At 45.3% G+C, this 26,859-nt stretch carries 26 protein-coding genes; 7 read left to right on the forward strand and 19 right to left on the reverse strand.

The window, feature by feature from the left end:
• Positions 1-115 precede the first annotated feature (115 nt).
• The 4 genes from NQ117_RS22175 to lpdA form a co-directional block, all read right to left on the reverse strand.
• Entirely contained in the window at positions 116-661 is a 546-nt protein-coding gene (locus tag NQ117_RS22175; RefSeq protein ID WP_375163119.1) for a cupin domain-containing protein, read from the reverse strand.
• A 117-nt stretch (positions 662-778) separates the two neighbouring features.
• Positions 779-1,405 (reverse strand): type 1 glutamine amidotransferase family protein, encoded by a 627-nt coding sequence (locus NQ117_RS22180; protein ID WP_258280194.1) that lies wholly within the window; start codon positions 1,403-1,405, stop codon positions 779-781.
• A 118-nt stretch (positions 1,406-1,523) separates the two neighbouring features.
• Positions 1,524-2,489, reverse strand: coding sequence for a helix-turn-helix transcriptional regulator (locus NQ117_RS22185; protein ID WP_258280195.1), 966 nt, complete (start codon positions 2,487-2,489; stop codon positions 1,524-1,526).
• A gap of 104 nt (positions 2,490-2,593) precedes the next feature.
• Positions 2,594-3,973, reverse strand: coding sequence for a dihydrolipoyl dehydrogenase (gene lpdA, locus NQ117_RS22190; protein ID WP_258280196.1), 1,380 nt, complete (start codon positions 3,971-3,973; stop codon positions 2,594-2,596).
• 195 nt (positions 3,974-4,168) lie between these two features.
• Between lpdA and NQ117_RS22195 the strand changes: the two genes are divergently transcribed.
• Positions 4,169-4,735, forward strand: coding sequence for a TetR/AcrR family transcriptional regulator (locus tag NQ117_RS22195; protein ID WP_258280244.1), 567 nt, complete (start codon positions 4,169-4,171; stop codon positions 4,733-4,735).
• 219 nt (positions 4,736-4,954) lie between these two features.
• On the opposite strand, the gene NQ117_RS22200 is transcribed toward NQ117_RS22195, so the two are convergent.
• From NQ117_RS22200 to NQ117_RS22220, 5 genes are all read right to left on the reverse strand, one after another.
• On the reverse strand, positions 4,955-5,662 hold the full coding sequence (locus NQ117_RS22200; protein WP_258280197.1) for a DNA alkylation repair protein: 708 nt from the start codon (positions 5,660-5,662) through the stop codon (positions 4,955-4,957).
• 285 nt (positions 5,663-5,947) lie between these two features.
• A complete protein-coding gene (locus NQ117_RS22205) occupies positions 5,948-6,526 on the reverse strand; it encodes a DUF4256 domain-containing protein (protein ID WP_258280198.1) in 579 nt (192 codons plus the stop codon).
• A gap of 15 nt (positions 6,527-6,541) precedes the next feature.
• Entirely contained in the window at positions 6,542-6,931 is a 390-nt protein-coding gene (locus NQ117_RS22210; RefSeq protein ID WP_258280199.1) for a hypothetical protein, read from the reverse strand.
• A gap of 156 nt (positions 6,932-7,087) precedes the next feature.
• Complete coding sequence (locus NQ117_RS22215) at positions 7,088-8,053, reverse strand: tRNA dihydrouridine synthase (RefSeq protein WP_258280200.1); 966 nt, start codon at positions 8,051-8,053, stop codon at positions 7,088-7,090.
• 122 nt (positions 8,054-8,175) lie between these two features.
• Complete coding sequence (locus NQ117_RS22220; RefSeq protein WP_258280201.1) at positions 8,176-8,463, reverse strand: HesB/YadR/YfhF family protein; 288 nt, start codon at positions 8,461-8,463, stop codon at positions 8,176-8,178.
• 199 nt (positions 8,464-8,662) lie between these two features.
• On the opposite strand from NQ117_RS22220, the gene nirB reads away from it, so the two are divergent.
• From nirB to NQ117_RS22235, 3 genes are read left to right on the forward strand one after another with little or no spacing between them, the layout of a single operon-like run.
• Positions 8,663-11,068 (forward strand): nitrite reductase large subunit NirB, encoded by a 2,406-nt coding sequence (gene nirB / locus NQ117_RS22225; RefSeq protein ID WP_258280202.1) that lies wholly within the window; start codon positions 8,663-8,665, stop codon positions 11,066-11,068.
• A 2-nt stretch (positions 11,069-11,070) separates the two neighbouring features.
• On the forward strand, positions 11,071-11,388 hold the full coding sequence (nirD, locus tag NQ117_RS22230; RefSeq protein ID WP_258280203.1) for a nitrite reductase small subunit NirD: 318 nt from the start codon (positions 11,071-11,073) through the stop codon (positions 11,386-11,388).
• A gap of 57 nt (positions 11,389-11,445) precedes the next feature.
• Entirely contained in the window at positions 11,446-12,222 is a 777-nt protein-coding gene (locus NQ117_RS22235; protein ID WP_258280204.1) for a formate/nitrite transporter family protein, read from the forward strand.
• Positions 12,223-12,329: 107 nt separating this feature from the next.
• Here NQ117_RS22235 and NQ117_RS22240 read toward each other — a convergent pair whose 3' ends face one another.
• Genes NQ117_RS22240 through NQ117_RS22255 form a run of 4 tightly spaced genes read right to left on the reverse strand, consistent with a single transcriptional unit; the run spans position 12,330 to position 16,599 of the window.
• Complete coding sequence (locus tag NQ117_RS22240; RefSeq protein ID WP_258280205.1) at positions 12,330-13,706, reverse strand: ABC transporter substrate-binding protein; 1,377 nt, start codon at positions 13,704-13,706, stop codon at positions 12,330-12,332.
• Positions 13,707-13,734: 28 nt separating this feature from the next.
• Positions 13,735-14,847, reverse strand: a complete 1,113-nt coding sequence (locus NQ117_RS22245; protein ID WP_258280206.1) for an efflux RND transporter periplasmic adaptor subunit — start codon at positions 14,845-14,847, stop codon at positions 13,735-13,737.
• A gap of 13 nt (positions 14,848-14,860) precedes the next feature.
• A complete protein-coding gene (locus tag NQ117_RS22250; RefSeq protein WP_258280207.1) occupies positions 14,861-15,709 on the reverse strand; it encodes a carbohydrate ABC transporter permease in 849 nt (282 codons plus the stop codon).
• Positions 15,710-15,720: 11 nt separating this feature from the next.
• Positions 15,721-16,599, reverse strand: coding sequence for a carbohydrate ABC transporter permease (locus NQ117_RS22255; protein WP_258280208.1), 879 nt, complete (start codon positions 16,597-16,599; stop codon positions 15,721-15,723).
• A gap of 163 nt (positions 16,600-16,762) precedes the next feature.
• On the opposite strand from NQ117_RS22255, the gene NQ117_RS22260 reads away from it, so the two are divergent.
• Both NQ117_RS22260 and NQ117_RS22265 read left to right on the forward strand, forming a co-directional pair.
• Positions 16,763-17,434: a response regulator transcription factor gene (locus NQ117_RS22260; RefSeq protein WP_258280209.1), complete on the forward strand. Its 672-nt coding sequence runs from the start codon at positions 16,763-16,765 to the stop codon at positions 17,432-17,434.
• On the forward strand, positions 17,431-18,906 hold the full coding sequence (locus NQ117_RS22265) for a sensor histidine kinase (RefSeq protein ID WP_258280210.1): 1,476 nt from the start codon (positions 17,431-17,433) through the stop codon (positions 18,904-18,906). Before NQ117_RS22260 ends, NQ117_RS22265 begins: the two co-directional genes overlap by 4 nt.
• Positions 18,907-19,162: 256 nt before the next feature.
• Here NQ117_RS22265 and NQ117_RS22270 read toward each other — a convergent pair whose 3' ends face one another.
• The 5 genes from NQ117_RS22270 to NQ117_RS22290 all read right to left on the reverse strand — a co-directional run bounded on the left by NQ117_RS22270 (position 19,163) and on the right by NQ117_RS22290 (position 24,687).
• The gene (locus NQ117_RS22270; protein ID WP_258280211.1) at positions 19,163-19,729 is read right to left on the reverse strand and encodes an SF0329 family protein; all 567 of its coding nucleotides are present in this window, start codon (positions 19,727-19,729) and stop codon (positions 19,163-19,165) included.
• A 223-nt stretch (positions 19,730-19,952) separates the two neighbouring features.
• A complete protein-coding gene (gene rlmD / locus NQ117_RS22275; RefSeq protein WP_258280212.1) occupies positions 19,953-21,485 on the reverse strand; it encodes a 23S rRNA (uracil(1939)-C(5))-methyltransferase RlmD in 1,533 nt (510 codons plus the stop codon).
• A gap of 1,004 nt (positions 21,486-22,489) precedes the next feature.
• Positions 22,490-23,401 (reverse strand): diacylglycerol kinase, encoded by a 912-nt coding sequence (locus tag NQ117_RS22280; protein ID WP_258280213.1) that lies wholly within the window; start codon positions 23,399-23,401, stop codon positions 22,490-22,492.
• Between the two features lie 62 nt (positions 23,402-23,463).
• The gene (locus NQ117_RS22285) at positions 23,464-24,393 is read right to left on the reverse strand and encodes a CbiX/SirB N-terminal domain-containing protein (RefSeq protein ID WP_258280214.1); all 930 of its coding nucleotides are present in this window, start codon (positions 24,391-24,393) and stop codon (positions 23,464-23,466) included.
• Positions 24,394-24,396: 3 nt separating this feature from the next.
• Entirely contained in the window at positions 24,397-24,687 is a 291-nt protein-coding gene (locus tag NQ117_RS22290; RefSeq protein ID WP_258280215.1) for a YerC/YecD family TrpR-related protein, read from the reverse strand.
• 252 nt (positions 24,688-24,939) lie between these two features.
• Here NQ117_RS22290 and NQ117_RS22295 point away from each other — a divergent pair, with 252 nt between their 5' ends.
• Positions 24,940-25,635 carry a hypothetical protein gene (locus NQ117_RS22295; RefSeq protein WP_258280216.1) on the forward strand — a complete coding sequence of 232 codons (696 nt, stop codon included), beginning with the start codon at positions 24,940-24,942 and terminating at the stop codon, positions 25,633-25,635.
• 139 nt (positions 25,636-25,774) lie between these two features.
• Here the strand turns inward: NQ117_RS22295 and NQ117_RS22300 are convergent, their stop codons facing one another.
• Complete coding sequence (locus NQ117_RS22300) at positions 25,775-26,785, reverse strand: inorganic phosphate transporter (protein WP_258280245.1); 1,011 nt, start codon at positions 26,783-26,785, stop codon at positions 25,775-25,777.
• Between the last annotated feature and the right edge of the window lie 74 nt (positions 26,786-26,859).

The following is a 26,859-nucleotide window of genomic DNA, read 5'->3' on the forward strand; positions in this document are numbered from 1 at the left end:
CTTTTTCCTTTTCTGAAAATAAAGAACCGGACCCTCCATTTTGAAAGAGTCCGGTTAATTTCACTTCCACCCATCGACTGAACTTTTCTTAATTATAGTAGCAAATAGTAGCCGTTTACTCAGAAGCCATCGCAATCGCCTTTGTTTCTTGAATCGTGCCAAATGGATGCTCTGGCGGGGCATAAATGGTGTAAACTTTGAGTGGTTTTCTACCTGTATTGATTATATTATGCCATGTTCCAGCGGGGACCATGATCGCATAGTCATCGTCGACTCTTTGTTCAATCGTTAAGTTATCTTTTCTATCTCCCATCCGTACAAGCCCTTCGCCTTCTTCAATCCGTATGAATTGATCTGTTCCGGGATGGACTTCTAAACCGATATCATCCCCAACATTAATGCTCATCAAAGCGACTTGTAAATGCTTACCCGTCCATAAAACAGTGCGGTAATTACGATTTTGCTCAGAAGCTTGATCGATATTCACGACAAATGGATTTGGACCATAATCCTTCAACTGAATTAGTCTATCATTATCATACTGGTGGTTGTTCCAGTTATATTGATGCGGATACCAATTATAAATGGAATGATGGTTACTCCCGTTGTTAGCCATGGCTTGGCTGTGCCATTGATAGCTGTTGCATGACTTACAGTACAAATTCATACTCATGTGCATGTTCCTCTCATGAATGAATCGTTTATACCGTTATCCTATGCATCCGCCTATGTAAAGGTAACATTGGGCACCTAAAATTCCCCGTACTTGCTTATACCTTTATTGAATGGAATCCATCAACTCATAATAATATTGAGATTCACGAGTCTTATTAAGGCTATACCAAGCTTGTAACGTTTTTTGGGAAAACACACCTAGCGCTTTCAAGACATGTACGGAAAATTCTAATGGAGCTACTCCAGATGCCGTAATCAACTTCCCATCCGTTACAGCAGACCCTAACTTGTAATACGCTTCGCCTGTGTAAGTAGGACAGACCATTTTAAGGTATTCCAGATCATTGCTTGTATGCCAACGTGAATCCAGTAATCCCATCTGGGCAAGTCCCATTGTAGCGCCACAAATCGCAGCAACTACTATGTCTTCCTTTAAACAACGCTCAGCGATTTTTAAAATAGGTTGGTGAATGGCTTCTGTCCACGTGTCCCCACCAGGTAAAATCAATGCATCAATGCTATCTATGCTGCACTCAGCCAGTGTCATGTCAGGTAGTATCTTCACTCCACCCATTGTAGTTACAGGATTCTTGTCAATTCCAACGGTAACTATTTTCGATGGGGACAGCCCCTTTTTAAAATACCTTCCCGAATTTAGCTCAGCAGTTACGTAACCAATTTCCCAGTCTGCCATTGTGTCAAACACATAAAGATATACTGTATGATTCATTTTCAAATCCCCCTTATTTTCACATCCATTAAGTGATACTAACCATTCATCGGTAATTAATGAGTTATTTATCTTCATAATAAAATAGCTTCACTGACATCTGCTGTCAGTGAAGCTATTAATGTTGATAATGTTCTATTAATTCCGATGCAATAGCAATAAGTCGATCCTTCATACTCAGAGGTTCGATTACTTGAATGGATTTCCCATAGGAGAAAAGTAAATAAGGTACATGAGTATGAATAGCTTCTTCCTCAAGTAAAAAGATTGCTTGATCCGCTGTACGCTCTATCAGATAATGCCCCAAATACCAATGCAGGCTTAATTCATCCAATGCCTCTGGCCTGCCTTCGATACATAAAGAAATTAACCCGTTCTTGCCCGTTAAATCAGGCAGTAGATTTTGCATGAAAAATTCACGGGCAGAAAAGGTGTCAGGGCGCTTAAATAGGTGTTGAGTATGTTTAATTTGTAGAATTCGATCTACTCGAAAGCTTCGTATCTCATTTCTAAGGTGGCAAAAGGAAACCGTATACCATTTATTATTCCAGTAAACCATTCCATAAGGATCTACCAACCTGTTCTTGGAATGCTCTTCACGGCCTGTTCGATATTCCATTTCTACAGAAAACTCATTTGCTACAGCCCGCTCCAATTCCGCCAATATCGGCTGAACGGTAGGAGAAACTGCCGTACGATTGATAACTTCAAATCCAGTTAATTGACGACTAAGGTTGCTTTCCTGCTCCTGATTCGAATACATTTTCAATTTTGATGTCGCACTGCCTAATGCCTCACTCAAAGGGTATCCCGCTTCTTTTGCAAACACAGCAGCATGAAGGAGTGCCTTTTTTTCTTCCATATCAAATAGCAGCGGTGCTCTAATAAAATGATTCAGCAAGCTATACCCGCCATGATGACCTGCATCTGATATGATAGGCACTCCACTTGCACACAATGCATCGATATACCGATATACGGTCCGTACATTTATTTCTAACTTCTCGGCTATTTGCTTAGCAGTCATTTTTCCGCCTGTATTCAACATCCATAGAATGGCCAACATGTTATCGTTTTTTGACATACCATGATTCCTCATCTTTTATTACGTCTCAATATTGAAAAATATTGTTCTCAGACTATCTTTCAACTTCCCTTGGCGACATTGTCACATCTCTTATCGTACCATCAATATTTCATTTTTCTAGCCGCGTTTTCGGCAGCTTCCATAATTACTTCACCCAATGTGGGATGAGGATGAATCGTCATAGCTAAGTCCTCCACGGTAGCCCCCATCTCGATAGCAAGTGCAAGCTCCGATACAAGTGTTGATGCCTCCACTCCAACGATTTGTGCACCTATCACAATGCCTGAGGTCTGGTCCGCTACAATCTTGACAAATCCCTCGATTTCCTTCAACGCCAATGCTCTTCCGTTGATCGCAAAAGAGGCTTTTCCAATAACAATCGGGATGCCATTTTCCTTTGCTTCCGTTTCGCTTAAGCCAACGCTGGCCAGTTCTGGATGAGAAAAGACGACGAGCGGAATGGCTTTATAATCAACCTCAGAAGTAAGACCTGCAATCGCTTCTGCCGCAATCTTGGCTTCATAGGACGCCTTATGAGCGAGTGCTGGACCAGCTGTGATATCTCCAATTGCGAATATATGTGAAATAGAAGTTCTGCATTGTCTATCTGTCGTTATGAATCCCTTGCTCGTTACTGGCAATCCAATGCGCTCTAACCCTAAATTTCCGTCTGTGTTTGGTTTTCTGCCGATCGTAACTAACGCATATTCTGCAGTAACATGATGCTGCTCCTGATTTTTTAAATAATGTAGGGTAATAGCATCCGCATTCTGTACTGCTTTCTCAACTGTCGCACTGGTTATAAGGTTAATACCATCGGCATTCAACTGTCGTACAACAGGTGCTGTAAGATCAGTCTCGAATCCCGGAAGAACTTGTGCTCCTCCCTCCAGAATCGTTACCTTTGATCCAAATTTGGCATACATTTGTCCCAGTTCTACACCAATATATCCGCCACCTATAACGACAATGCTGGTCGGAATTTCAGGGAGTGACAGAGCTTCTGTGGAAGATAAAATACGTCCTCCAATTGGAAATGCTTGCAGCTCAATGGGACGAGATCCCGTTGCCAATATGGCTTGTTTAAAAGAAATGGTTTGCTCCTGTCCAGACTGAGTAATAACAGCTGTATGTTCATCAACCAAACTAGCCTCACCTTCCAAAATACTAACACCAGCAGTCTGTAATAAATAACGAACTCCGCCAGCCTGCTTATTTACAATTCCCTGCTTGAAATCCTGAGCTGTTTTAAAAGATGCTGCCGAATCTGCATTATTAAATGATCTGAGCAAATCATAGCGATGCGATTCTGCAATTAATGCTTTGGATGGAATACAACCAACATGTGTACAGACCCCGCCAAGCTGACTGCGTTCAACAATCGCCGTCTTCATACCAAGCTGTGAAGATCGCAGCGCCGCCACATAACCTCCCGGACCCGATCCAATAACTAACGTTTCTACGGATTCAAGCTTACTCATATTTTGATACCTCCAGTTGAAGTTACTTTAAAATATGATGATCATAATATATTATAGTCGTCATATTTTAAAAACGTCAACATCCGTGTTTAGCCTTTCTTAAGCTAACAGCTACCAATTTACTAAATTGACACACTTTATTATGATGATTATAATATTTTAAAAATAGAATGATAAAGCTGTGGAGTGATTACAATACCGTATCCCAAAGGGCATAAGATAAAAGTGCGTAATATGATCGTCGAAAGTGCTGCCAAAGCTTTTCGTACCAATGGTATCCACGCTGTAAGTGTTCCGTTCATTATGAAAGGAGCCGGATTGACTCATGGAGGGTTTTATTCACACTTTGACAACAAAGAACAGTTGGTCGCCGAAGCCTGCCGACATGCCATCAGCGATACCATCGCATTACTGCAACAAGCTGCTGACCAGGAGAAGCAGAGCTCCAAGATCAATACAGTCATTGATTATTACTTAAGTTCGTATCACCGCGACAACACAGAAATGGGCTGCATTATTCCTGCCCTTTCTGGCGAGATATCCCGCTCTTCTGAAGAAGTTCGGCAAGTATTCACCCATGAACTGGAGCGGATGATTGCCTTTATCTCTGATCTGGCGGAAATTGATACATCTAAAGGCAGCTCACTCATCGGTTCTATGGTAGGCTCCCTTGTTCTTGCACGGTCTGTTAATAATACTGTACTGAGCGACAACATTCTCTCGGCAGGTAAGCAGTATGCTAAAGAACTAGTTGTGATTTAGCATAGACGATAGAATTTTAATCCTTAGTACGATTTACAACTTTGCAGATCGCGTAATCCATCATATTCAGCCTGCAAAGACAAAAAACACGCCAACAGATGGCGTGTTTTTTGTGTATTTGACGAGTTCAAAGGGGGATCGGCCCCCTTTGAAGTCTCCCAACTGAGCTGCTATTCGTTCATACTTCTATTGAATCATTTCTTGTAGCTACCAACGAGATTAACACCTTACATGTTTTCGTTTAAATCCAACCTGCCCTTTATCCACTGCCTTTTGAATATTATCAGAAGCATTAATGAACTTACTTTTAGCCTTGTCAGTTTGGACTTCTACCGGACCTACTACCTTCGCAGTATCAACCGCAAGATCGTGCAATGGCGTGTAGGAAGTGGCTACGGTGTATAGAAAATTATTCATCGAGTACTTCGTTCTTTCAGGAGCATCGTGAATCGTATTTTTCACCGTTTCAAGCATATTGGCCATCTTGCTTTCGGAAAATTCATGATCTTTGCGATTACCCAAAAGCCAGCAGTAGCAGCTCCAACCTGCTGACATTTTCAGTTCTTCACCGCTTGAGATCCAATCATCTGCAACTTCTTGTGCAATATCTGCTTCAGCTAAAGTTACCGCAACCACATAATCAGACAGCATATAAAAATAGGCCGAATCCATCCAACGATCAAAATCCGCCTTCGTCATTGCTTTCGGATCTGCAATTATGCCAGCAAAGTACATAGCATCATAATTCCCTGTGGCATAAAGCTGTTCAGCCAACTCTTGATTGATCTTGATTTTTTTCACGATTGGCTTCATTTGACCTGTAGCCACACCAAAAAGCGGCTCATGAGCACCATTGGACATATATATTTTCTTCGTTCGTTCCTTGCTAAGAGCTTCAAGCTCTTGCATGACCGTTTCCAAATTCATTGTATATCACTACTTTCATTGGTAGGTTTCTATTCAGATTATAGTCATCGATTTTATTACTCATATAATCCTTCCGTTGCTTTCCCTATTATACAAAAAGGTACCCTTAACTTGCACCTTCTTGAAGTGTCCAAACTATGGGTACCCGTTTCCCTACCAACTCCTAACCCCACACTTTAAGAACTAAAAACAAGCGGGAGAAATTAATCCCCCGCTTGTTTAGCAGCACTTCGGTATTGATTACCCATGGGTATCAGTACGCCCAAGGCACCCTTCTCCTACTATTTATACCCTTAGTGAGCCACGGAATCCTCTAGCAGCATAATACGATTCTGCCCCATTGTGGTACACAAAGACCATATCATAACGTCGATCACAAAAAATAGCCCCACCAAGTTTTCTAATAGTAGCAGGTGTTTGCACCCAACTCGATGTTTTCTTATCGAACTCTCCTAGCTTCTGCAGCTCTCGGTATTGTTCTTCCGTTAAAAGCTCAATGCCCATGGCAGCTGCCATATGAATGGCGCTATTTTCTGGTTTGTGTTGTTTCCTGGACTCCAATGCTTCATGGTCGTAACAAACACTTCTACGCCCTTTAGGACTTTCCGCTGAACAATCATAGAAAATGTATTCGCCCGAGTGTGCATCGTAACCAACAACATCCGGCTCGCCTTCGGTCTTCTCCATTTCATGAAGTGACCATAATTTTTCGGATTGAGCTTCAAGCTTTGCTTGTACATTAGCCCATTCAAGGTCTGCATGACGGATCATATTTTTCTCAAAGCGTACTTTTAATAGTTTGAGTAGCTCCTCATGCTGTTCCAGCGATAACTCCTTTTTACTGCTGCTCGGACTCGTTGTCATATTCATTTCCCCCTTCTATTTACTTTCTAAAATATCATTGAAAATTAGCCCTTCCCCATCCATATTAATCATTTTAAAGCGATTCGTATTTTTGATAAATATGGTCTTATATTGCTCTTTACCTTCTTGGTTCGTAAGCAAAAGAACTCGTTCTCTTTCGTTATCGGTTACCGTTTTGATAGTGTAGTCTTTCTTTTCGATATTTTGAATAATAGTGTCGTATTCAGGTAATGAAGACCATTCATCATGGTTCGTACTTTCTTCTGCAAGTTGTTTGTTTTCTTCCACAGCTTCTGTCTGCACGGATTGCTGATTTTCTTCAGCATTATTGCTAATATCTCTTTGATTACTACAAGCAGTCAGTATAGTTGCTGCCGTAATTAATAGTATAACCAGTTTGTTCATGCTAAGTCATCTCCTGTTGTATGATTGCCTTTCGCTCTAATATACTTGCTCGCATTTTTCTAAAACTAGCACCCCTAAACCTTTATTAACCCTTTCGCCAAAAAAATAAAAAGAGAGAGGCTACACGCCTCCCTCCTATGTTTAAAGTATCAACCTTTACTGTTCATCCACCACAAATTCATCAAGCAACGCACGTACTTCACTTGTTGACTTGGCATTCATTAAGCTATTTCTCAATTCACCTGCCCCTTTAAATCCACGGACATAAATTTTGAAGAAACGCGTAAGAGCGCTGAATGAACGTCGCTCCAGTGCTGAATATTTATCATGGAGATCTAGGTGCAGCCGCAGCAGATCAAGCAATTCCTCACTGCTGTGTTCCTTCTTCTCCTTCTCAAAAGCAAACGGATTTTGGAAAATACCGCGTCCGATCATAATTCCATCCACACCGTATTGTTCAGCGAGCTTCAATCCAGTCTGGCGATCAGGAATATCCCCGTTAATGGTTAGAAGTGTATCTGGTGCCACCTCATCACGAAGTTTCTTAATCTCCGGAATCAGTTCCCAGTGAGCGTCTACTTTGCTCATTTCCTCTCTTGTCCGCAGATGAATGGAAAGATTAACAATGTCCTGTTTCAAAATATGAGTTAACCAGTCGCGCCATTCGTCTACTGCAGTGAAGCCGAGCCTTGTTTTTACACTGACGGGCAATCCCCCGGCTTTGGCAGCCTGGATAATATCCGCTGCAACTTCGGGACGGCAGATTAGACCGCTTCCCTTGCCATTCTCAGCTACATTCGCTACAGGACAACCCATATTGATATCGATACCTTTAAACCCTTCTTTCGCCATGCCGATACTCATTTGACGAAAGAATTCCGGCTTATCTCCCCAGATATGGGCTACAATAGGCTGCTCATCTGCTGTAAAAGTCAAACGCCCGCGCACACTATGGTGCCCCTCCGGGTGACAATAGCTCTCTGTATTCGCAAACTCCGTAAAAAACACATCCGGTCTGGCTGCTTCACTTACGACATGGCGAAACACAACATCCGTCACATCTTCCATAGGCGCCAGTACAAAAAAAGGTCGTGGTAAATCACGCCAAAAATTATCCGTCATATCAAATACCTCTCTATACATACCAGGACATATCTTTATCCCTAAATGATAATGTTAACCTGTTCTTATTCTTACTTCTTCTTCACTTATAGCATGTATAAGCAATTTATACGGTCAACCATTTATCCAACGATCATATTGATCTCTTCCAACTTTTCATCGAAAGAAATGGTTAGATTTTTGCTGTCCAGATACCAGAGATTATCTTCTTCCATATAAAAATGAATGCCCTCTATCGTATGTGTAAGTCCCGGACTTTTAGGTTCATCCTTCGTAATACCGAGTGATAATCCAGGGCACACACTTCCGCAACCACCCATTTTTACGAAAATCCGCAAGTTGTCACCGTCTACTAACTCCATTTGCTCTTTGTACCAACGTGCCGCCATTGTTTCTACTACCAAATTCATCTCTCTCAACTCCTTGCTCTATCTATGTTCTTCTATTGTAACCCGATTGTACCATTATAAAATGACAAATTGAGAAACAAAGCAATTATTCAATGACTTTCCTAATTTACGGATTTCCAAATATATGATAAAATAAAACCATGAAATGTGAAACTTTTCACATAATATTAAGTGAATTTTTCGCATGAGGAGGATTGCTATGAGGACTGAGAAACTACTGTTAATCGGAAATGGCATGGCAGGCGTAAGAACAATTGAAGCAATTTTAGAACGCAACTCCACCAAATACGAAATAACGATTATAGGCGAAGAGCCATACACCAACTACAATCGCATTATGTTATCCAATGTACTGCAGAACAAGATGACGGTCGATGAAATTATTACCCACCCCATGCAGTGGTACAAGGATAATGACATTCGGCTTATTCACCACGATCCTGCTGCACGAATAGATACAGAAAACAAACGAGTAACGACAGTAAGTGGAACATGTATCACGTATGACAAATGTATCATTGCTACAGGCTCAAGATCCTTTATTTTACCCATTGAGGGCGCACAGCTTCAAGGTGTGGTGGGCTTCCGCACGATTGACGATACGATACAAATGATTGAGAAAGCTAAAAGCTGCAAACGAGCAGCTGTCATTGGCGGAGGATTGTTAGGTCTTGAAGCAGCCAAAGGTTTAATCGACCAAGGCATGGAGGTCACTGTTGTACATTTAGAAAAATGGCTAATGGAAACCCAGTTAAATGAACAAGCAGGACAACTGCTGAAAAAGGATTTGGAGCAGCAAGGCATCCAATTTTTAATGGAGAAACAAACAACTCGCATACGAGGAACAACAAAAGTAGAAGCACTTGAATTTAGTGACGGTACTGTTCTAGCAGCAGATTTGGTTGTAATGTCCGTTGGCATTAGACCCGTAACAGGGCTATCCAAAGCAGCTGGTCTGAACGTTGAGCGCGGGATTGTTGTCAATAATTTTATGGCGACGAGTGCTGAGGATGTCTATGCTGTAGGTGAATGTGCCCAGCATAATCATATGATCTATGGACTTGTGGCACCACTTTATGAGCAGGCAAACGTATTGGCGGATGTGTTGACAGATCGAGCAACGGAGGGCTATCGCGGCAGCACGGTCTCCACCTCTTTAAAGGTATCCGGTTGTGATCTTTTTTCAGCAGGAATCATACATGAGCGTGATGATATTAAAGGGATCGAAGCCTATAATGGCTTGGTTAATAGCTATAAGAAGCTTTTTATACAACATAATAAAGTTGTTGGCATCGTTCTTTATGGTGATACGACAGAGGAAAACAGATACTATAAAATGCTGCGAGACGGGGTTGATATTACGACACTCAATCCTGTAACACTGCTGGCTTCAGCGGGTGGTGAGGCAAGCATGAGTGTTGCCGATTGGGATGATGCCGATACGGTGTGCGGCTGTAATGGTGTGACGAAGGGCACTATTGTTAAAGCAATTCATGCTCAGCAATTAACATCTGTCACGGAAGTTACACGCTGCACCAAGGCGGGCAATTCCTGTGGTAAATGTAAATCTACCATCAACGAACTATTAACGCATGTGCTCGGAGATAAAGTTACAGCGGCACCTACTGGTATATGTCCTTGTACGCATTTAACGAGAGACGAAATTGTACTGCAGATTCATCAAAAAGGCTTAACGACAACGAAAGAGGTATTCCAGGAGCTAAACTTCCGCAATGCTGAGGGATGCTCCAAGTGTCGTCCTGCAATCAACTTTTACCTTCATGTTACCTTCCCCAAAGAACATGTTGATGAAAAAGCATCTCGTTTCGTCAATGAACGTATGCATGGAAACATCCAAAAGGATGGTCGTTTCTCTGTTATTCCAAGAATGCGAGGCGGACAAACAACAGCACAGCAATTGTTGAAAATCGCACAGGTTGCAGACAAGTATGAGATCCCGCTTGTAAAAATAACAGGCAGTCAACGCATCGGCTTATTTGGTGTAAAGAAGGAGGATCTGCCTGATATTTGGGAGGAGCTAGATATGACATCTGCTTCCGCCTATGCCAAAGCAGTGCGCTCTGTCAAAACTTGTGTCGGAGCTAACTTCTGCAGATTTGGTACGCAGGATTCAATGGGGTTAGGCATTAAATTGGAGGAACGATTCGAGTATATTGACACACCGCATAAGTTTAAAATGGGCGTTTCTGCTTGCCCTCGCAGCTGCGTAGAAAGTGGAGTGAAAGACTTTGGTGTCATAGGCTTAGAGAACGGCTTCCAAATTTATATAGGCGGAAATGGTGGAACCGAAATTAAGGAGGCACAGTTGCTAACAACGGTCGAGACGGAGCAAGAGGTGATTGATCTTTGTGGAGCGATGATTCAATACTATCGTAAAACGGGAATCTATACAGAACGTACTGCACCGTGGGTAGAAAGACTAGGATTCGAGCATATCAAATCTGTCCTGCTAGACCCGGAACAGTGCAAGCATTTGCTCGCAGAGCTGGATGAGGCAGTCGCTGGCAAACGCAATGATCCATGGACAACTGTGCGTGAGAATGAAAGCATGGAAAAAGAACTCTTTACAGTGGGGAGAGGATAACAATGACTCAAACCAAGCAAAAAGTATTTGTCGCAAATTTTGATGAGATGCAGCAGCGAATTGGACGTGAAATCGTTGTAGATGGCATTAAAATTGCCGTTTTTCGCTTACTAGATGATCGTGTTAAGGCAATTGGCGGGGTTTGTCCTCATACCAATGGGCCGCTTGCTGAAGGTATTGTGTCTGGTGATTATGTGTACTGTCCACTTCATGACTACAAGGTTTCCTTACTCGATGGTACGGTTCAAGAGCCGGATGATGGATGTGTAGCAACGTATGACACTTCCATTGATCAAGGCAAGGTATACATCTTTGTTTAGCAATGATTATACTTGAGTAGATAAGAGCTTTGAACCCTACGTGAAAGAGGAATGCCCATGTATAAACAAAACGTAGAAACGATTGCTGAAGCAGGTGCAGCAAAGAGTAATTATATGAAGCAGCAGCCGTTTGGTTATTTTATTGCAACTTTATTAGCCGGAGCCTATGTAGGATTAGGTATTATTCTTATTTTTTCTGTTGGAGCACCGTTAGCACAAGCGAGCTCCCCCTACCAATCACTTATTATGGGAGCAAGCTTCGGCATCGCGCTGACCTTAGTTATTATGGCCGGGGCAGAATTGTTTACTGGCAACAACATGATTTATACGATTAGTACGTTAGCAGGGAAAACAACGATAAAGGATACGGTGTTCAATTGGATCATTGTCTTTATTGGAAATTTGCTAGGAGCCATTATACTTGCGTTACTTGTAAAAGCAGCAGGATTATTTGATGCTGCACCAGCTGATCATCTGATTTTCAGCTCTGCTGCCAAGAAGATGACGGCACCATTTAGCGAATTATTTTTTCGAGGGATACTCTGTAACTGGTTAGTTTGTTTGGCCATTTGGATGAGTATGCGCTTGAAAAGCGAAGGAGCGAAAATGTTCGCAATATGGTGGTGCTTATTCGCCTTTATTGGCAGTGGTTATGAGCATAGTGTTGCAAATATGACGCTGCTAAGCGTTGCCATGCTGCTGCCTAATCATCCTGAAGCCATTAATCTAGCTGGCTGGCTTCATAATATGCTGCCTGTCACACTTGGAAATATGGTCGGAGGAATTTTGTTTGTTGGCTTCGCCTATTGGAGAATTTCACCCGTACGAAAATGATAGATTCTTTCAGAATAAGTTAAACTCATCCTCCTCCATCATTCAGAAACAAAGCCTGTTCCACACATAAACTCACGAACAGGCTTTGTCTGACGATCCGGTTGCCATTACTCGTTCAAATAGGTTTTGACCCGATTCTGAATCAGCTTCGCGACAGTGTCCGCTGCTTTCTCTCCGGCAAAGAATGCGGCCGTTTCGGTTTCCACGATATCCATCAATCGGGGATCGCTGCCATGGAAATACCCAGGCTGCCCGATATAGGCCATCAGTCGTTCCCTCTCTTGTGCCGTGACTTCTGCCGGTGCCTTCGTTTTCACGCTCGATTTATCCGTGGTTCCAAACACTATCATTCCCGATCCGTTCCTCTTCAGCTTACTGGCGACGGCAGCTTTATTCATCGGTAACCCCGCCCACATGCCTGGATTCGACTGCGCCTTTTCCGATAGCAAGTAGCTTATAAATTTCCATGCTTCTTCGGTCACTCCGGATTTGGCGTTTATCGCCAGCATCATGTTGGATGAGAAGCGTAATCCCGAATGCTTGCCGTTCCCGGGCGGATTCCAAATTTGCCGCTTGGACTGCAGCGTCTCCAGAGCAATCAGGGGACTGGCAAGCGACTGATCGCGAAAAATATCCCGGTTTTCTACGAACTTGTTATGGTTGTCGGACAGCATTCCCGATCCGTACAATTCCTTCAACTGATTTAGGAGCCCGGCAAACTCCCCGGTATCAAAGCTGGCCGTCTTCTCCTCCTGGTTGATGTAATGGTCATAGTCGGACATCACGATCTTCCGCAGCAGCGCTGCGGGCGCAACGCCCCCCATAATTTCCAGATCGCCCGGCAGATCCTTCGCGAGCTCCGCCCCCTGATGCAGCAGATCACTCCACGACCAGCTCGCGTCATCCACCTTCAACTCCTTCGGCTCCAGCGCGCTGCTCACAATGTGAATGTCATACCAGATCGGTGCGACCACCTTCTTGCCCCCGCCGTTGGCCGCGTCCATGACATTGCCAAACAGTTTCGCGGGGTCGAATTCCGGGTCCTTCTCCATCAGGGCTCCAAGGTCGGCAAGTACCCCCTTGTCCGCATATTTCTCATAATTCAGCTCACTAACAGAGATAATATCGGCTCCCTTGCCAGACATGAGATCGGTGTTGGTCGCGTTCCGATATTTCTCCAGATCAGCAGGACTGAACTCGCCCAGTACGTTTATAACCTTGCTGGGGGAGCGCTCAGGCAGCGCCACATACTCCTTGATGACGATATCCACATTCGGATTCTTGCTTTCATAAGCCTTCTCGGCTTGCTCCAGCCACCCTCCCGGGTCTTTCTGCACAACGGCCATCGTCACAACCGTTTTCCCCCCGGTTGATTCGTTCGATCTGTTTTTCCTACCGTCCTCATTCTTATCATTCGAGCTCGAGCAAGCCGTTACAGCGACCACCAGCACAAGCAACCCAATCACCCAAGTCCATTTTCTCATCTCGCAAACTCCTCTCCTGTTCTTCAGTCTACATTCTGACTTGATCGCCCTCATTCACAGGCTCGCTGCTTTCCGCCACAATCTTCTCTTCCCCAATCAATCCGTCCAGTATCACCTGGTTCCGCTCATCCGCATCTCCAAGCGTGACATAACGTTTCCGGATCGTAAATTGATTGCCAATAGGGCCCTTCCGCTCTTCCATAATGTATACAAAATAACCTTTCGCATCGCTGTGCACGACTTTTTTCGGCACCATCATCGTCGCCGATTCGGACTTTCGCTCCCAATGAATACCTACAGCTTCACCCCCTTTCAGCTTCGCAGCGGTAACCCGAAAGGAAAGCTGCTTCCCAGCTGCGGTAGTCGCGGTTGCTTCCGCGTCTTTGATGTCGGTCACGATGGCTCGAATCAAATCTTGTTGGTCCCCGTTCATATAGAGCTCAACCTCTTCGCCAACCTTCAGTCCGCGAACCTGTTCGTTCGCAACCGTCAGCTTCCAGCCAAGGCCTTGGCTAAGATCCGCAATTTGGATGACAGGTTTCCCCGCAGCAGCGGGCACTCCAAGGTCGGCATTCACCTCGGTCACGATTCCGTCGATCGGCGCAATCACAAATTGTTGCTTACTCAAGGCTTCCCGCATACGACTCAGCTTTCGTTCCTGAATTTGCATATCCAGTTGCAGATTTTCCATATCCGTTCGTACCTGAAGAAGATTTACTTCCGGCGACGGATTGTAGTGGGCGCCTTTATACTTGGTCTGCAACGTCTCCATCCCCAGTTGATTTTTCTTGTATAGTGCCTCTTCATCTAGCAGCGCGTTGCGGGCCTCGGTTGTATCAAGTGTCAGCAGCCTTTGCCCTTTCTTCACCTTATCCCCCACCTCCACTTCGATTTGGATCACCTTCCAACTGGAGTTGTCGTATACCGATTCGATCTCTCGCGGCGTCAGCGTGCCCTCGCCTTTGATCACATAGCTCAACTGCTGATGCACCGCCTTCTCGGTACGCACTTTCGGATACGTCAACTGCTGGATGGTGTTGGAGAAGAAGGTCGTCAACAGCATCAGCCCGAAGAACAGCGAAGCGGCGATGCGGATGTTTCGTTTACGCCTGGCACGAAGTACATTCCCGATTTCCATCATTCAACCTGCCTTTCTACCCTTTCACACCTGATAATTGAATGCCTTCAATCAGATCATTCTCTGCATACAAGAAGACGAACACCATCGGGAGCATATACATCACGGCTGCGGCAAAGGCCAGCCCAAGCTCCCCTTCATTAATTCGGGACAAATAGATGGACAACGGCTGCTGGAATGCGTCATGCAGGAAGATCAGCGGCTGCTCCACCATATTCCAATAATCAACGAACGTCAGAATGACCAAAGCGGCAATGCCGGGACGCGACATGGGGATAATGATATGCACGAAGATGGTCACGTAACCGGCGCCATCGATTTTCGCAGCCTCCACATAGGAGCGAGGAATTCCAATCATGAACTGCCGGAGCAGGAATACGCCGAAGGCCGAGAAGATGCCCGGAAGAATAATCGCCGCGCGGCTGTCCAGCAACCCAAGCCAGTCCATGGCCAAATAATTCGGCACTAAGGTCACTTGAAAAGGCATTAGCATCGTTATTATGTAAAGAAAAAACAACGTTTCTCTACCGCGAAATTGAAATTGCGATAGCCCGAATGACGCCATAGTCGCCACGACGACTTGCCCCACCACAATAGGCACGACCAACAGCAAGGAATTCCAGAACATGATTAAGAACTGCATGCGGTCAAACAACAGCGCCTTGTACTGCTCCAGACTGACCCAATCGGGAATCCATTTCAGATTGACATAGCCGACATCTGTTTCTTCCATGCTGTAATTAAACCGGATTTCGCCTTCTGTCATAAAGGAATTGCTGACCGTAAACACAAGCGGAAACATCATGATCAACGCCAGGATGAGCAGAACGGAGAAGCACGCACCTGTTTTCAACGACTCCTTCATACGTCCCTCCATTACGACACGCTTCCGTGAAATTTCCGTTCGAAACGGAACAGGATCACAACCACAAGGATAATCGCCGCAGCCATCAGGAAGGACGCAGAGGTAAGCTTCTGGTAATCCAGCGCCTGGAACATGTTATTCATATAATGCTGGAGAAAATAGATGCTTTCATGCGGATAATCTCCCGCGATCAGATACGTCTCCCGAAACACCTTGAATGAACTAATGATCGACATGATCGCCACAAAAAACGTCGTTGGCGTCAAATAAACCAGCGTAATGGACCACAATTGCCGGAACGGCCCGGCACCATCCAGAGCGGCCGCCTCGTAGTAGTCCTTCGGAATGTTCTGCAATCCAGCCAGAAACAGGATCATGTTATAGCCAATCGTCTTCCACAGATAAACCAACAGCACAACGACGCGAGCCCAAGGCGAGTTCATCCAGTCTGCAGATTCGCCTCCCCATAGCGTCCAGAGCGCATTGACTGCGCCAGAGCGATCGAACAACAGCTGCCATACCAGAACAATTGAAGCCACTGGCACTACAAGCGGCATCACATACGTGGCCCTGAGCCAATTGCGCAAGGGCAAAGCGCGATTGAGCATCAAGGCCAGCGCCAGCGAGATCGCCATCACGAGAGGTACGCCCATTACGGTGAACAGTCCGGTGTTCTGTGCGGCAAGGCGGAAGGAATCGCTCTGCAGCAGTTCCCTGTAGTTGGCCAAGCCGACAAACGAACCTTGTATGGGACTGTCCATCAAGGAATAATAAAACCCGGCGACAAACGGCAGCAAATAGAACAGGGCAAATCCCGCCAGACTGGGCGCCAGAAATAACAAGGCGATGTTCGTCTCGCGATAAAATATCTTTTTCACTATATTCCTCATGGGCATCCCTCCTCGGAACCCATCTTACGGCGGCCATGTGAAATCCGTATGAAAACCGTTTGAAATTCACAAGAAGATGGTTGGAAGGCTCTTTTTTTCATATAAAATTCATATCGACATGGTATGATCAGGAAATAAAATCAACCATTAAAGAAGGTGCCTTATGTCTGAAGCCATATTAATCGTTGAAGACGACCGCTATATTCAGGAGTTGATCGCGGAATATCTGAAAGCGCAGGGGTACGATGTGGATGTTGCCAGCGACGGAGCCGAGGGATACCGGAAGTTTACCGAGGGGACATTCGATCTTGTGCTGTTGGATGTTATGCTGCCGAATATGGATGGATACTCGATCTGCCGAATGATTCGCAATCAGAGCCAGACACCGATTATTATGATGACTGCCTTAAGCGAGGAGAAGGATCAATTGCAGGCTTTCGAGCTTCTGGCCGATGATTATATTGCCAAGCCTTTCTCCTTCAATGTGCTTGTCAAAAGGGTCGAAGCAGTCTTGCGAAGATCGCGCTCGGAATCGAAACCGAGGGAATTGCTATACGGCCGCATTCGTCTGGATTGCGACAGCTATAAGGCTTTTGTCGATGACGCGTTGGTTGAATTGACCGTCCGTGAGTTCTCAATCGTTGCCTATCTAATTGAAAATGCAGGGAGAACCATTACACGCGAGATGATTCTGGATCGCGTATGGGGATACGACTTTTTCGGCGATACGCGTCTGGTCGATGCCCATATCAAAAACATTCGAAAAAAAATGAAAATCTCATGCATTGAAACGATTAAAGGCATCGGCTATTTAATGGAAGGGCAGCTGACATGAGCAAGTATAGAAGCATAGCTTTTAAAATTTTTGTGTTAACCAATCTCGTCCTTATTGCTTTCGCGCTATTGTTGTATATAACTTTGTATTTTATTTTGCCGTCCTTTTATTTGCAGAACAAATCCGCCGACTTGAATCAGGGCATCACTCACTTGCTAGAAACCTTCCCACAAAAAGACTGGACAGAAGCTGTCAAACGGCTGGATAACTTCTCCTTGCGTTACAATGCCTCGTTGTCCGTACAAGACAGCGAGGGCAAATGGGTGTACCCTGCCCATTTCACCAAAGGTCTTTCCTTTCCGCAGTGGGTGTCGGAAACGAACACGGAAAAGGATGACCTTGCTTCCACCATCATCATTTCTACTGAGGAGACTCTGAGTGCACCGTCGGCTAAGATGATGGAGATGATTTCCCATTCCAATCTACCCTTGCCCGGATACGAATCTAGCGGATATACGTTGTTTGTGCATGCTTCCCTGCAGCCGATTGATGAAGCGATGCAAATGCTCCTGCGGCTCCTCCCGTATATGGCACTTATCATTCTAGTGATTGCCGTACTGGGAGCACTTGTCTACACACGCCTGATCGCCCGGCCGCTGATCGGCATCAGCCAAGTAGCCAAGCGACTGGCTCAACTGGATTTCTCGGAGCGCTCCCGCCATGATTCCCGTGATGAGATTGGCGATATTTCCCGCTCCCTGAACGAGCTTTCTATGAATTTGCAGCACGCCATGCAGGAGCTTACCGAGGCCAATGCACAGTTGAAAGATGATATTCAGCGGAAGAAAGAAGAGGAAGCGTTGCGGCGGGAATTTATGGACATGATCTCCCATGAGTTGAAAACGCCTATTATGGCCGTATCTGGACAGCTTGAGGCGATGCTTCACAATGTCGGGCCTTATTCGGATCGGGACAAATATCTAGCGCAATCCCATCACATTTTGAAAGAGATGGATAAGCTGGTTTACGAAATTCTCGAAATCTCGCGGCTGGAGAATCATCGCTTCCAGCCGAGCATGGCCGCTGTGAATGTGTCTGCGCTCATTCGGGATGCAGCCGAGCAGATACAGTACGTATGCGAGCTGAACGATATTAAGCTGTCGGCCGATCTTGCACCCGACCTATGGGTAACAGGAGACAAGCGTCTACTGTCCAAAGCCATCTCCAATGTGATGAGCAATGCGGTCTACTATACGCGGAGCGGCGAGCAAATTCGACTCACCTTGCATAACGATACGGGTCATGTACACTTAAGCGTGCTGAACACCGGGGCGTATATAGAGCCAAGCGAAATTCCCAAGCTGTTCAAGCCGTTCTACCGCATTGAGAAATCCAGGAGCCGTACGACCGGAGGCAGCGGCCTGGGGCTGTATATCGTCAATACGATACTGAATATTCATCAGTCGGAGTACAGCCTGTCCAATGCCGAGGAGGGTGTGGTTTTTTCGGTTCGATGGAAGAATGATAACTAGCCTAGAGACGATTTTGCAACGAAGCCCCACTCTCACCGTAACATTCGAAAGCCCCTCCTCTCTGCCGCATTCGACAGTGAGGAGGGGCTTTCACGGTGCAGCGTCATACCCGGCGGTGCAATCTTCTAGGTAAATCATCACTAGCCTGTCCATTTGACGAATGACACCTTGCCTATTCATTACCATTCACAGATAACAATTAGCAAACAAATCAACTTTGAGAAGAGTCAAGAAACTTCCTGACATATGATTATCATCATCCATTAAGTCTTAATTTATAAAAATACTGCACAATCGGATGCTTTAACTTCATCGTCTCTGCCATGTTTAGAAGCCGCTTTTTCCCAACTCTTCTGTCCACCAAAGCTAGAATATTCAATACGATATCATTACTCTCTATGCTTTCCTCTATAGAGGTAGTTAAGAACTTATTAGCCACAACGGTAAAATTGGATTTACTTAATGCGGCCTGTGCTGACAAAAGCTCCTTAGCATGTTCCGATATTTTTCTATTTCTTGCAATTACTTTTAGACGATCCTCCGGAACGCTCCCCTTGGTTTCTTTTCTAATCGCTTCAATTTCTTCATCGCTGATAGGAATTTGGATATCTGAATCATTCTTGATTTCCAGCTCCGTCTGATACCATCTGATAGAGTTAGTTATATCATTCATATTGAGTACGTTCTTTTTATCTACGGCAATATAACAAATTCCTGATTTATCCGGTAAATAACGATAACCGGTTGCGCTGTATTCGAATTTTCCAACTAATGCAGGACAGAGAAAGCTCTCCAGTTGTTTTTTCAATTTGCTCCAGGACATATTATCCTCCTATGTTCATAAAGCCTACTGTCAGTAATAGCAGTAATTAGGCCTATGGCTCTGTTAAACATTAATATTGATACGTGAATCAATTACATAATTCAAAAAAAGGGAATCCCCATTCCAAAAGTTTAGAAGCAACATGGCAACAAGGTTTCATATAGCCTAACATAAAAAAGAGGGGTTTGCCCCCTCTTTGCTATCTCGCCAATATATCTCTGATTTAGTTCCCTGTCCAAACTAACAATGAGCAGCACTCAACATGCGGCGTATGTGGGAACATATCCACCGGCTGCACCGTCTTGACCGTGTAGCCGCCGTCCGCTAGCACACGCAAGTCGCGTGCTAGCGTGGACGGGTTGCACGATACGTAGACGATGCGCTCTGGGCGCATCTCAAGCATCGTGTCGAGTAGTGCCTGGTCGCAGCCCTTACGGGGTGGATCGACCACGATCACGTCGGCGGCAGTACCAGCCGACTTCCATTGCGGGATTACCACTTCCGAGGCGCCGACGGCGAACTCGGTATTGGTGATTCCGTTCAGCGCCGCGTTGCGGCGCGCATCGGCGATGGCTTCCTCGACGATTTCAACGCCTAGCACGCGCTTCGCGCGCTGGGCGAGGAAGAGCGAGATCGTGCCGATGCCACAATAGGCGTCGATGACCGTCTCCTGACCGGTCAGACCCGCCAACTTCACTGCTTCCTCATACAGCACTTCGGTCTGTACTGGGTTTACTTGATAGAACGAACGTGCAGAGATCGCAAACTGCAAATCTCCGATATAATCCGTAATCGTCTCACTGCCCCACAGTACTTTCGTTTTATCACCCATAATGACGTTCGTCTGTTTGGTATTAATATTTTGACAAATACTCTTCAACTGTGGCAAACGTTCCTCTAATGCATCTACGATCATTTCCTTTTGCGGCAAGCGCTCGCCATTTGTCACAAGCACGATCATCATTTCATTCGTATGGAAACCATAGCGGATAACGATATGGCGCAGCAATCCTGTATGCGTCTCTTCGTTATACGGCTCTACGCTATATTGACGCGCTACATCTTTCACTGTCTTCATCGCTGCATCCATAGCCTCATGCTGGATCAAAGAAGCATCTGTATCGATAATGCGATGGCTCGCACGCGCGAAGTAACCACCGATTAATTCACCAGTACGCGCATCTTTACCAATTGGAATTTGCGCCTTATTGCGATAGCGCCACGGGTTGTCCATTCCGAGCGTAGGCAAGACTTGAACTGCTTCAATGGGAGTTTCTTCCTTCTTGCTCACTTCGAACTTGCCGATCCTCTCCAGCACATCAACCACATGCTGCTGCTTCCAGCGCAGCTGAGCATCATAGGACATATACTCCAGCTGGCAGCCGCCATAATGTTCTGGACGTCCCGTCACTTCCACACGATCCTCACTATCCGTAAGACGCTGCTTCAACTTCGCATAGCCATACTGCTTCTTCACTTTTAGTACATGCCCAACAATACGTTCACCTGGCAATGCGCCTTGTACAAACAACGTAAAGCCTTCTACGCGCCCTACACCGTCGCCTTCATGCGTTAAGCCGATAATATCTAATGTCACTTCATCATTTTTTTGCACAGGAGCCGTCGATACCGCCTTTGAAGCTCCTCTCGCACCTGAACTCCCTCTACCAGCGTTATTACGCGCTCTTCCTTTTCCCTGTCCCTGCTCTTGACCTCGTCTACCCGACTGGCCTCGCTTGCTGCCTTGATTATTCATACCGTCCTCCAAGCTGCTACTTCATTAGTTCTATTTTTTAAAAACATTGTATCTAAAATCAAATTCATTATGGCATCAACTTAAAAAGTGTATCCTGCTACACTTCTAAACATCGATTTATGTCATTTTTCAAACCTTATGTGGCTTGTGTCCCCTAGCAATGAAAATTTTCACCTTCACAATTTGCATTTCATACCTCAATGGGGCGCAACAAATATTTCTGACATGTCATCAGAGCCCACTTGATAGGACTATGACAGTTCATCGGCAATCTTGTCGAGGTCTATTTCAGCTCCCCGTATAGATTAGTGACAAATATGCAGTTATTTAATCTGGAAGTACCCTCATTTGGGATATTATCGACAAAAATGCAGTTATTTTAGTATCATTTCCTATTTTAAGCCCATAATCGAGAAAAAAACTGCACTTTTGTCCATATTTAGCTCAAAATGACGCTTTCCGCTTAAAATAACTGTACTTTTGTCCTTATCCATCTATAAATGATGATGTCTAACTAAAAGTAGCTGTATTTTTGTTCATACACTCCGTTTAACTAAACTACAAACGAGCGATTGTGGCTATGAACATCAAGAAGCGGCCATCCCCTCCATCCTGCACTGTATCAGCATAGGACTTCATATGAGATCGACCGCCGTCTTCCATTCTTACTATCATACCTTAACTTACTGCCTTCGTATACTAGCTGGCTTTTATTCGACGCTAACCATTGCTTATCAAACAAATCAAGAACGATATCTACAACAGCAAAAAACACAACATCAACAGTCACCATTCTAAGAACCAATTACAGCAACGTCATTAAAAGCTGATGCTCACGCAGCTGCATCAGCGACATCAGCATCGACGTCTACATCGACATCAACATTCTTTCATCTTATAACTGCCCACAAAAAAACACGCCTACTTCAAAAAAAGTAGACGTGCCCTCACCTCTAGTTCATCTCATTCGCATCCCACTATCCTATTACCGGTCCGATCCATTACTATCGATACGACGAAGTCCCCGTCGGATCTGCGAAAATATGCAAATGACTCGGCAGCACCTGGAATACGGTAGGCAGCGTTCCGCCCAATTCACCATCCAGATTCAACTGGACATAGTCAGGCGACGTCACTTCAATGCGCTTCGATTGCAAATGAACAATATGCGGATCATTCAAATGCTCTCCGCGCAATGCCAGCGTAGCAATACGCAAAAATTCCGCCAAGTTGCATTTCTTCATCATCAAAATATCCAGCAGCCCATCGTTAATGACCGCATCTGGCGCCAGTTTCTCGAAACCGCCAACCGAGTTGCTATTCGTAATCAAGAACAGCATGAACTCCCCGCTGAACTGTCCATGCCCTTCAATATTAAAATGAAGCTCAGTAGGAGCTAATCGAGCTACCTTCTCTAGCCCCTTCACATAATAAGCCAACTGACCCATCAGCGTCTTCAGCTTGCTGGGTACTTCATACGTGAGCTCCGTAAGTGAGCCTCCCCCAGCAATATTAATAAAATACTTATCATTCGCCTGACCAACGTCAATCGGCATCGTCTGCTGACGCACAATCAGATCACATGCTTCTTCCCATTGACGAGGAATGCCTAATGCCCGTGCAAAGTCATTCGTCGTGCCGAGCGGTATAATACCAAGCGGCGGACGATGCTCCTTGACAGCCATACCATTGATTACCTCGTTCAACGTTCCGTCCCCACCAGCAGCAATAATGATATCGTAACCGTTATCTATCGCTTCACCGGCACTAGAAATGGCATCGCCTTCTCCTTCAGTCGCACGCGTTGTCGTTTCAATACCGCCTGCGTCCAATCGCTGCAAAATATCAGCCAACCGCCGCTTTCCTTCTTCGCGTCCCGACGTTGGGTTATAGATAAGCCTCGCTCTTTTAACCATCCACACGTCACCCATTTACAATCTATTCAGAACCGATACGTTCCACAACCTCTAATGCTCATTTATTCATTAGATAGCGACTCTTCTAGCCTGATTAATACCCGCTGGCTTTCCTGCTCCAACCACATCGACAATGCCGGATGCGGCAGCAGCGGCTCACCGTCATAAAGGATTCGCCCTTCCCATTCCGTAACCAATGATTGCGGCATAATATCACCACTACCAGCAGACGCACTCACACGAACAGAGGTAGACTGCAATTGAAGACGTTCAGGTATAGCCTTAGTCGTAAAATAGCCTTTACTAAGGAAGATAGGAACTACCGCTACCACAGCTCTTCCAGCTCGCTCATGCCCCTCATCGTTTGCCACTTGCTGTTCTACTTGCTCATTCAGCTTCGAAGAATCCAGCTTACTCAACACTTGCTGCACAGCATCAGGCAGCGAATCACAGCAGAGCAGAGCATGCGCGGCACTTATGCATCTCTCTTCCTCTACAAGCCTAGCTGCAATGCTATCCAAGCCCTTCCGCCACCAAGTTTGAAATGGCATATGGGGACTTCCGTGTGCCACAAGCAGTACCGTATCACGCTGTGCCACTACACCTAGGCTTTGTAATCGATCACTTACCATAGCGATCATCGTGTCATCATCGTCAATAGGTTGACCATATATGATATGCGCCTTTGTACGAAACGGCTCCAAGTCTGTCTCGCACAAAGGTTCGGACTTAGCGCCAAGGGCATATGCGATCTCATCTACATGCGTGCTGCCAGATGAAACAAATAAAGGTACGACTCCAATGTGATCAACACCTTGAGCTTCCAACTGATCGATGCCATCTTGAATGCCCCGATCAGGAACGCCCTCCAAAAAAGAAGAAGCGACCGGCAAGCCTTCCGGCCATCGTGCCCCTGCAATCGCTTCATCAACCAGTGTAACCCATGAACTGTCTTTCGAACCGTGGCTGACGATTAATAAGCCGATTCGCATCCCTTATCTACCCAGACGATCCAACGCCATCTTATATCCATCATTGCCATAGTTCAGGCAGCGTTTCACGCGAGAAATCGTCGCTGTACTTGCACCTGTCTCTGCTTCGATCTGGTTATACGTGCTGCCTTTTCCAAGCATACGTGCAACCTCAAGACGCTGAGAAAGAGATTGAATTTCGTTCACTGTGCATAGATCATCAAAGAAAATATAGCATTCTTCTACAGATTTAAGCGTAAGAACCGATTCAAATAATTGTTCGATCGATTTATCATTCAACTTTTTCAGTTGCACATCGTTCACTCCTAGTGTACAAAATATGTACTTCATTACCAATATTGTACGTCCTTTGGATTACCTTTTCAAGCGGTAAAGTTTTTATGCGTTAGTGAACTACTGCAACTGTTCAGACCAGATTTCACCGTACTTATTACGTTGGGCGTTCACCCACGGGCGAACGTCCACACGAGTTGTTCGCCTACGACATACAGTATAGCAAACAGGGGCATTTGCCAACCCCTAATTCCATTTGAAAAGGGTGATCCAATGAATCAGTCGCGGCCCCCGTATGCATCGCCATCTATCCCAGGCATTCCTCACATCCCAACGATGCAGCCTCCACCTCAGCCAGCAGTGCCGCAGCCAGCTTACACAATGCCTTCATTTAGCTACTCGCCAGCGAACATACGGAACCAGCCTGCTCCGTCGACATACAATTACCCTCCTGCAGCACCTGTTCAATCAGCGAGAAGTTTCACACCACATCCGAACAACAATCCAGCCCCCATCACACCGCCTACAACCGAAGTCGTTCCGTATCAAGCACCTGAAGCAACGGTAACACCTGTAGCAGCTGCTGACACAGCAACGCCATCCAAGAAATCAAACTTCAATATTGGCGATATTAAAGGTTTTATCGATCGCATGGGTGGTATCGATGGACTCGTCAGCACGATGCAAAAAGTCCAGAAAGTAGTACAAGGATTCCAACAAATTGCCCCTGTAGCCAAACTACTGGTTGGATCATTTGCATCTGGCAAGTCTAAGAACAAGGATGAAGGCAACGAAGAAATGTTCTACACACCGACCAAAAAACGACCTAAAAAGAAGCAGCCACCAGCAAACAAACGTCGTCCAAATAAAAAACCAACATCTAATCAGAACGCCCAGCGCCCCAAAAAAGGAACTGCTAAAGCATCTAGTCGGCAAAAATCCACACAGAGTCAACCTCAAATCTTCTAATAGAAGATGCGCATCCACATACCATACACATGGCCCTTTATCTTATCTATACGTACAAAAAGAACCTTCTGCTCCACAAATGTGGTTAGAAGGTTCTTTTTTGTATTACTATTTTAACACCTGCCGCACTCTAACGAGCTTAGCGAAGGAAAATAAGGTCGATCAATTTAAAGATAAGTATCGCTAGTCCCGCACAGATCGGAATCGTAATGAACCATGTAATAATGATTCGTCCTGCCACGCCCCATTTAACAGCGGAGAAGCGCTTTGCAGAGCCTACACCGAGAATGGAAGATGTGATCGCATGCGTTGTACTTACTGGAAGACCTATAAACGTTGCACCCATAATGACGGACGCAGCAGAGAAGTCAGCCGCAAAGCCGTTAATCGGTTCAATTTTAAAGATCTTTGTACCCATCGTCTTAATAATCTTCCAACCACCGACAGCTGTACCTAATGCCATCGCAGTCGCTGCAGAAAATTTAACCCACGTTTGGATTTCCATATCACCACTAGATTGGAATCCGCCAGCGATAAGTGCAAACGTGATGATACCCATCGCTTTCTGCGCATCATTCGTACCATGCGTAAACGATTGGAATGCAGCTGTAATGATTTGCATCGAACGGAAGCCTTTATTAACAGAGTGCGGACTGCGTCTGCCAAAGATCCATTTCAAAATCGTCATAATAATGTAACCGATGGCAAAGGCAAGAATTGGCGAAACAATTAGCGCAATTACGATATTTTTAAACCCGGCCATATTCAGTGCATCCATACCTGCTCCCGCATAAACGCCACCTGCCAATGCACCGATAAGTGCGTGGGAGGACGAGGATGGAATACCGAACCACCATGTAACCAAGTTCCAAATGATTGCTGAAATAAGTGCAGCTGCTACGATTTCTACCCCAAACTCAAGCTGAGCAGGGTCAGCGATACTACCGCCGATCGTCTTCGCAACACCTGTAAACGCAAGTGCACCAACAAAGTTCATCACCGAAGCCAAAATAATTGCTCGACGTGGTGTCAACGCTCGTGTCGATACAGAAGTTGCAATAGCATTAGCTGTATCGTGGAAACCGTTGATGAAGTCGAACGCCAAAGCCAAGAAGATGACGAACGAAATCACGATTAAACCCATATCAATTGTCATATTAAACGATTGCTTAGCATAGCTCTAACGAGCTGCTGCCCGCGCAATCCCCGGACCTCCTTCAATCC

This window comes from Paenibacillus sp. SC116, assembly GCF_024733555.1.
GTDB lineage: Bacteria > Bacillota > Bacilli > Paenibacillales > Paenibacillaceae > Paenibacillus_B.

Excerpts from the sequence above, each read along its gene's own strand:
- NQ117_RS22180 (WP_258280194.1), bottom strand. The coding sequence starts at position 1,405 with ATGAATCATACAGTATATCTTTATGTGTTTGACACAATGGCAGACTGG.
- NQ117_RS22185 (WP_258280195.1), bottom strand. The coding sequence starts at position 2,489 with ATGTCAAAAAACGATAACATGTTGGCCATTCTATGGATGTTGAATACA.
- lpdA (WP_258280196.1), bottom strand. The coding sequence starts at position 3,973 with ATGAGTAAGCTTGAATCCGTAGAAACGTTAGTTATTGGATCGGGTCCG.
- NQ117_RS22200 (WP_258280197.1), bottom strand. The coding sequence starts at position 5,662 with ATGAATTTGGAAACGGTCATGCAAGAGCTTGAAGCTCTTAGCAAGGAA.
- NQ117_RS22205 (WP_258280198.1), bottom strand. The coding sequence starts at position 6,526 with ATGACAACGAGTCCGAGCAGCAGTAAAAAGGAGTTATCGCTGGAACAG.
- NQ117_RS22210 (WP_258280199.1), bottom strand. The coding sequence starts at position 6,931 with ATGAACAAACTGGTTATACTATTAATTACGGCAGCAACTATACTGACT.
- NQ117_RS22215 (WP_258280200.1), bottom strand. The coding sequence starts at position 8,053 with ATGACGGATAATTTTTGGCGTGATTTACCACGACCTTTTTTTGTACTG.
- NQ117_RS22220 (WP_258280201.1), bottom strand. The coding sequence starts at position 8,463 with ATGAATTTGGTAGTAGAAACAATGGCGGCACGTTGGTACAAAGAGCAA.
- nirB (WP_258280202.1), top strand. The coding sequence starts at position 8,663 with ATGAGGACTGAGAAACTACTGTTAATCGGAAATGGCATGGCAGGCGTA.
- nirD (WP_258280203.1), top strand. The coding sequence starts at position 11,071 with ATGACTCAAACCAAGCAAAAAGTATTTGTCGCAAATTTTGATGAGATG.
- NQ117_RS22235 (WP_258280204.1), top strand. The coding sequence starts at position 11,446 with ATGTATAAACAAAACGTAGAAACGATTGCTGAAGCAGGTGCAGCAAAG.
- NQ117_RS22240 (WP_258280205.1), bottom strand. The coding sequence starts at position 13,706 with ATGAGAAAATGGACTTGGGTGATTGGGTTGCTTGTGCTGGTGGTCGCT.
- NQ117_RS22245 (WP_258280206.1), bottom strand. The coding sequence starts at position 14,847 with ATGATGGAAATCGGGAATGTACTTCGTGCCAGGCGTAAACGAAACATC.
- NQ117_RS22250 (WP_258280207.1), bottom strand. The coding sequence starts at position 15,709 with ATGAAGGAGTCGTTGAAAACAGGTGCGTGCTTCTCCGTTCTGCTCATC.
- NQ117_RS22255 (WP_258280208.1), bottom strand. The coding sequence starts at position 16,599 with ATGAGGAATATAGTGAAAAAGATATTTTATCGCGAGACGAACATCGCC.
- NQ117_RS22260 (WP_258280209.1), top strand. The coding sequence starts at position 16,763 with ATGTCTGAAGCCATATTAATCGTTGAAGACGACCGCTATATTCAGGAG.
- NQ117_RS22265 (WP_258280210.1), top strand. The coding sequence starts at position 17,431 with ATGAGCAAGTATAGAAGCATAGCTTTTAAAATTTTTGTGTTAACCAAT.
- NQ117_RS22270 (WP_258280211.1), bottom strand. The coding sequence starts at position 19,729 with ATGTCCTGGAGCAAATTGAAAAAACAACTGGAGAGCTTTCTCTGTCCT.
- rlmD (WP_258280212.1), bottom strand. The coding sequence starts at position 21,485 with ATGAATAATCAAGGCAGCAAGCGAGGCCAGTCGGGTAGACGAGGTCAA.
- NQ117_RS22280 (WP_258280213.1), bottom strand. The coding sequence starts at position 23,401 with ATGGTTAAAAGAGCGAGGCTTATCTATAACCCAACGTCGGGACGCGAA.
- NQ117_RS22285 (WP_258280214.1), bottom strand. The coding sequence starts at position 24,393 with ATGCGAATCGGCTTATTAATCGTCAGCCACGGTTCGAAAGACAGTTCA.
- NQ117_RS22295 (WP_258280216.1), top strand. The coding sequence starts at position 24,940 with ATGAATCAGTCGCGGCCCCCGTATGCATCGCCATCTATCCCAGGCATT.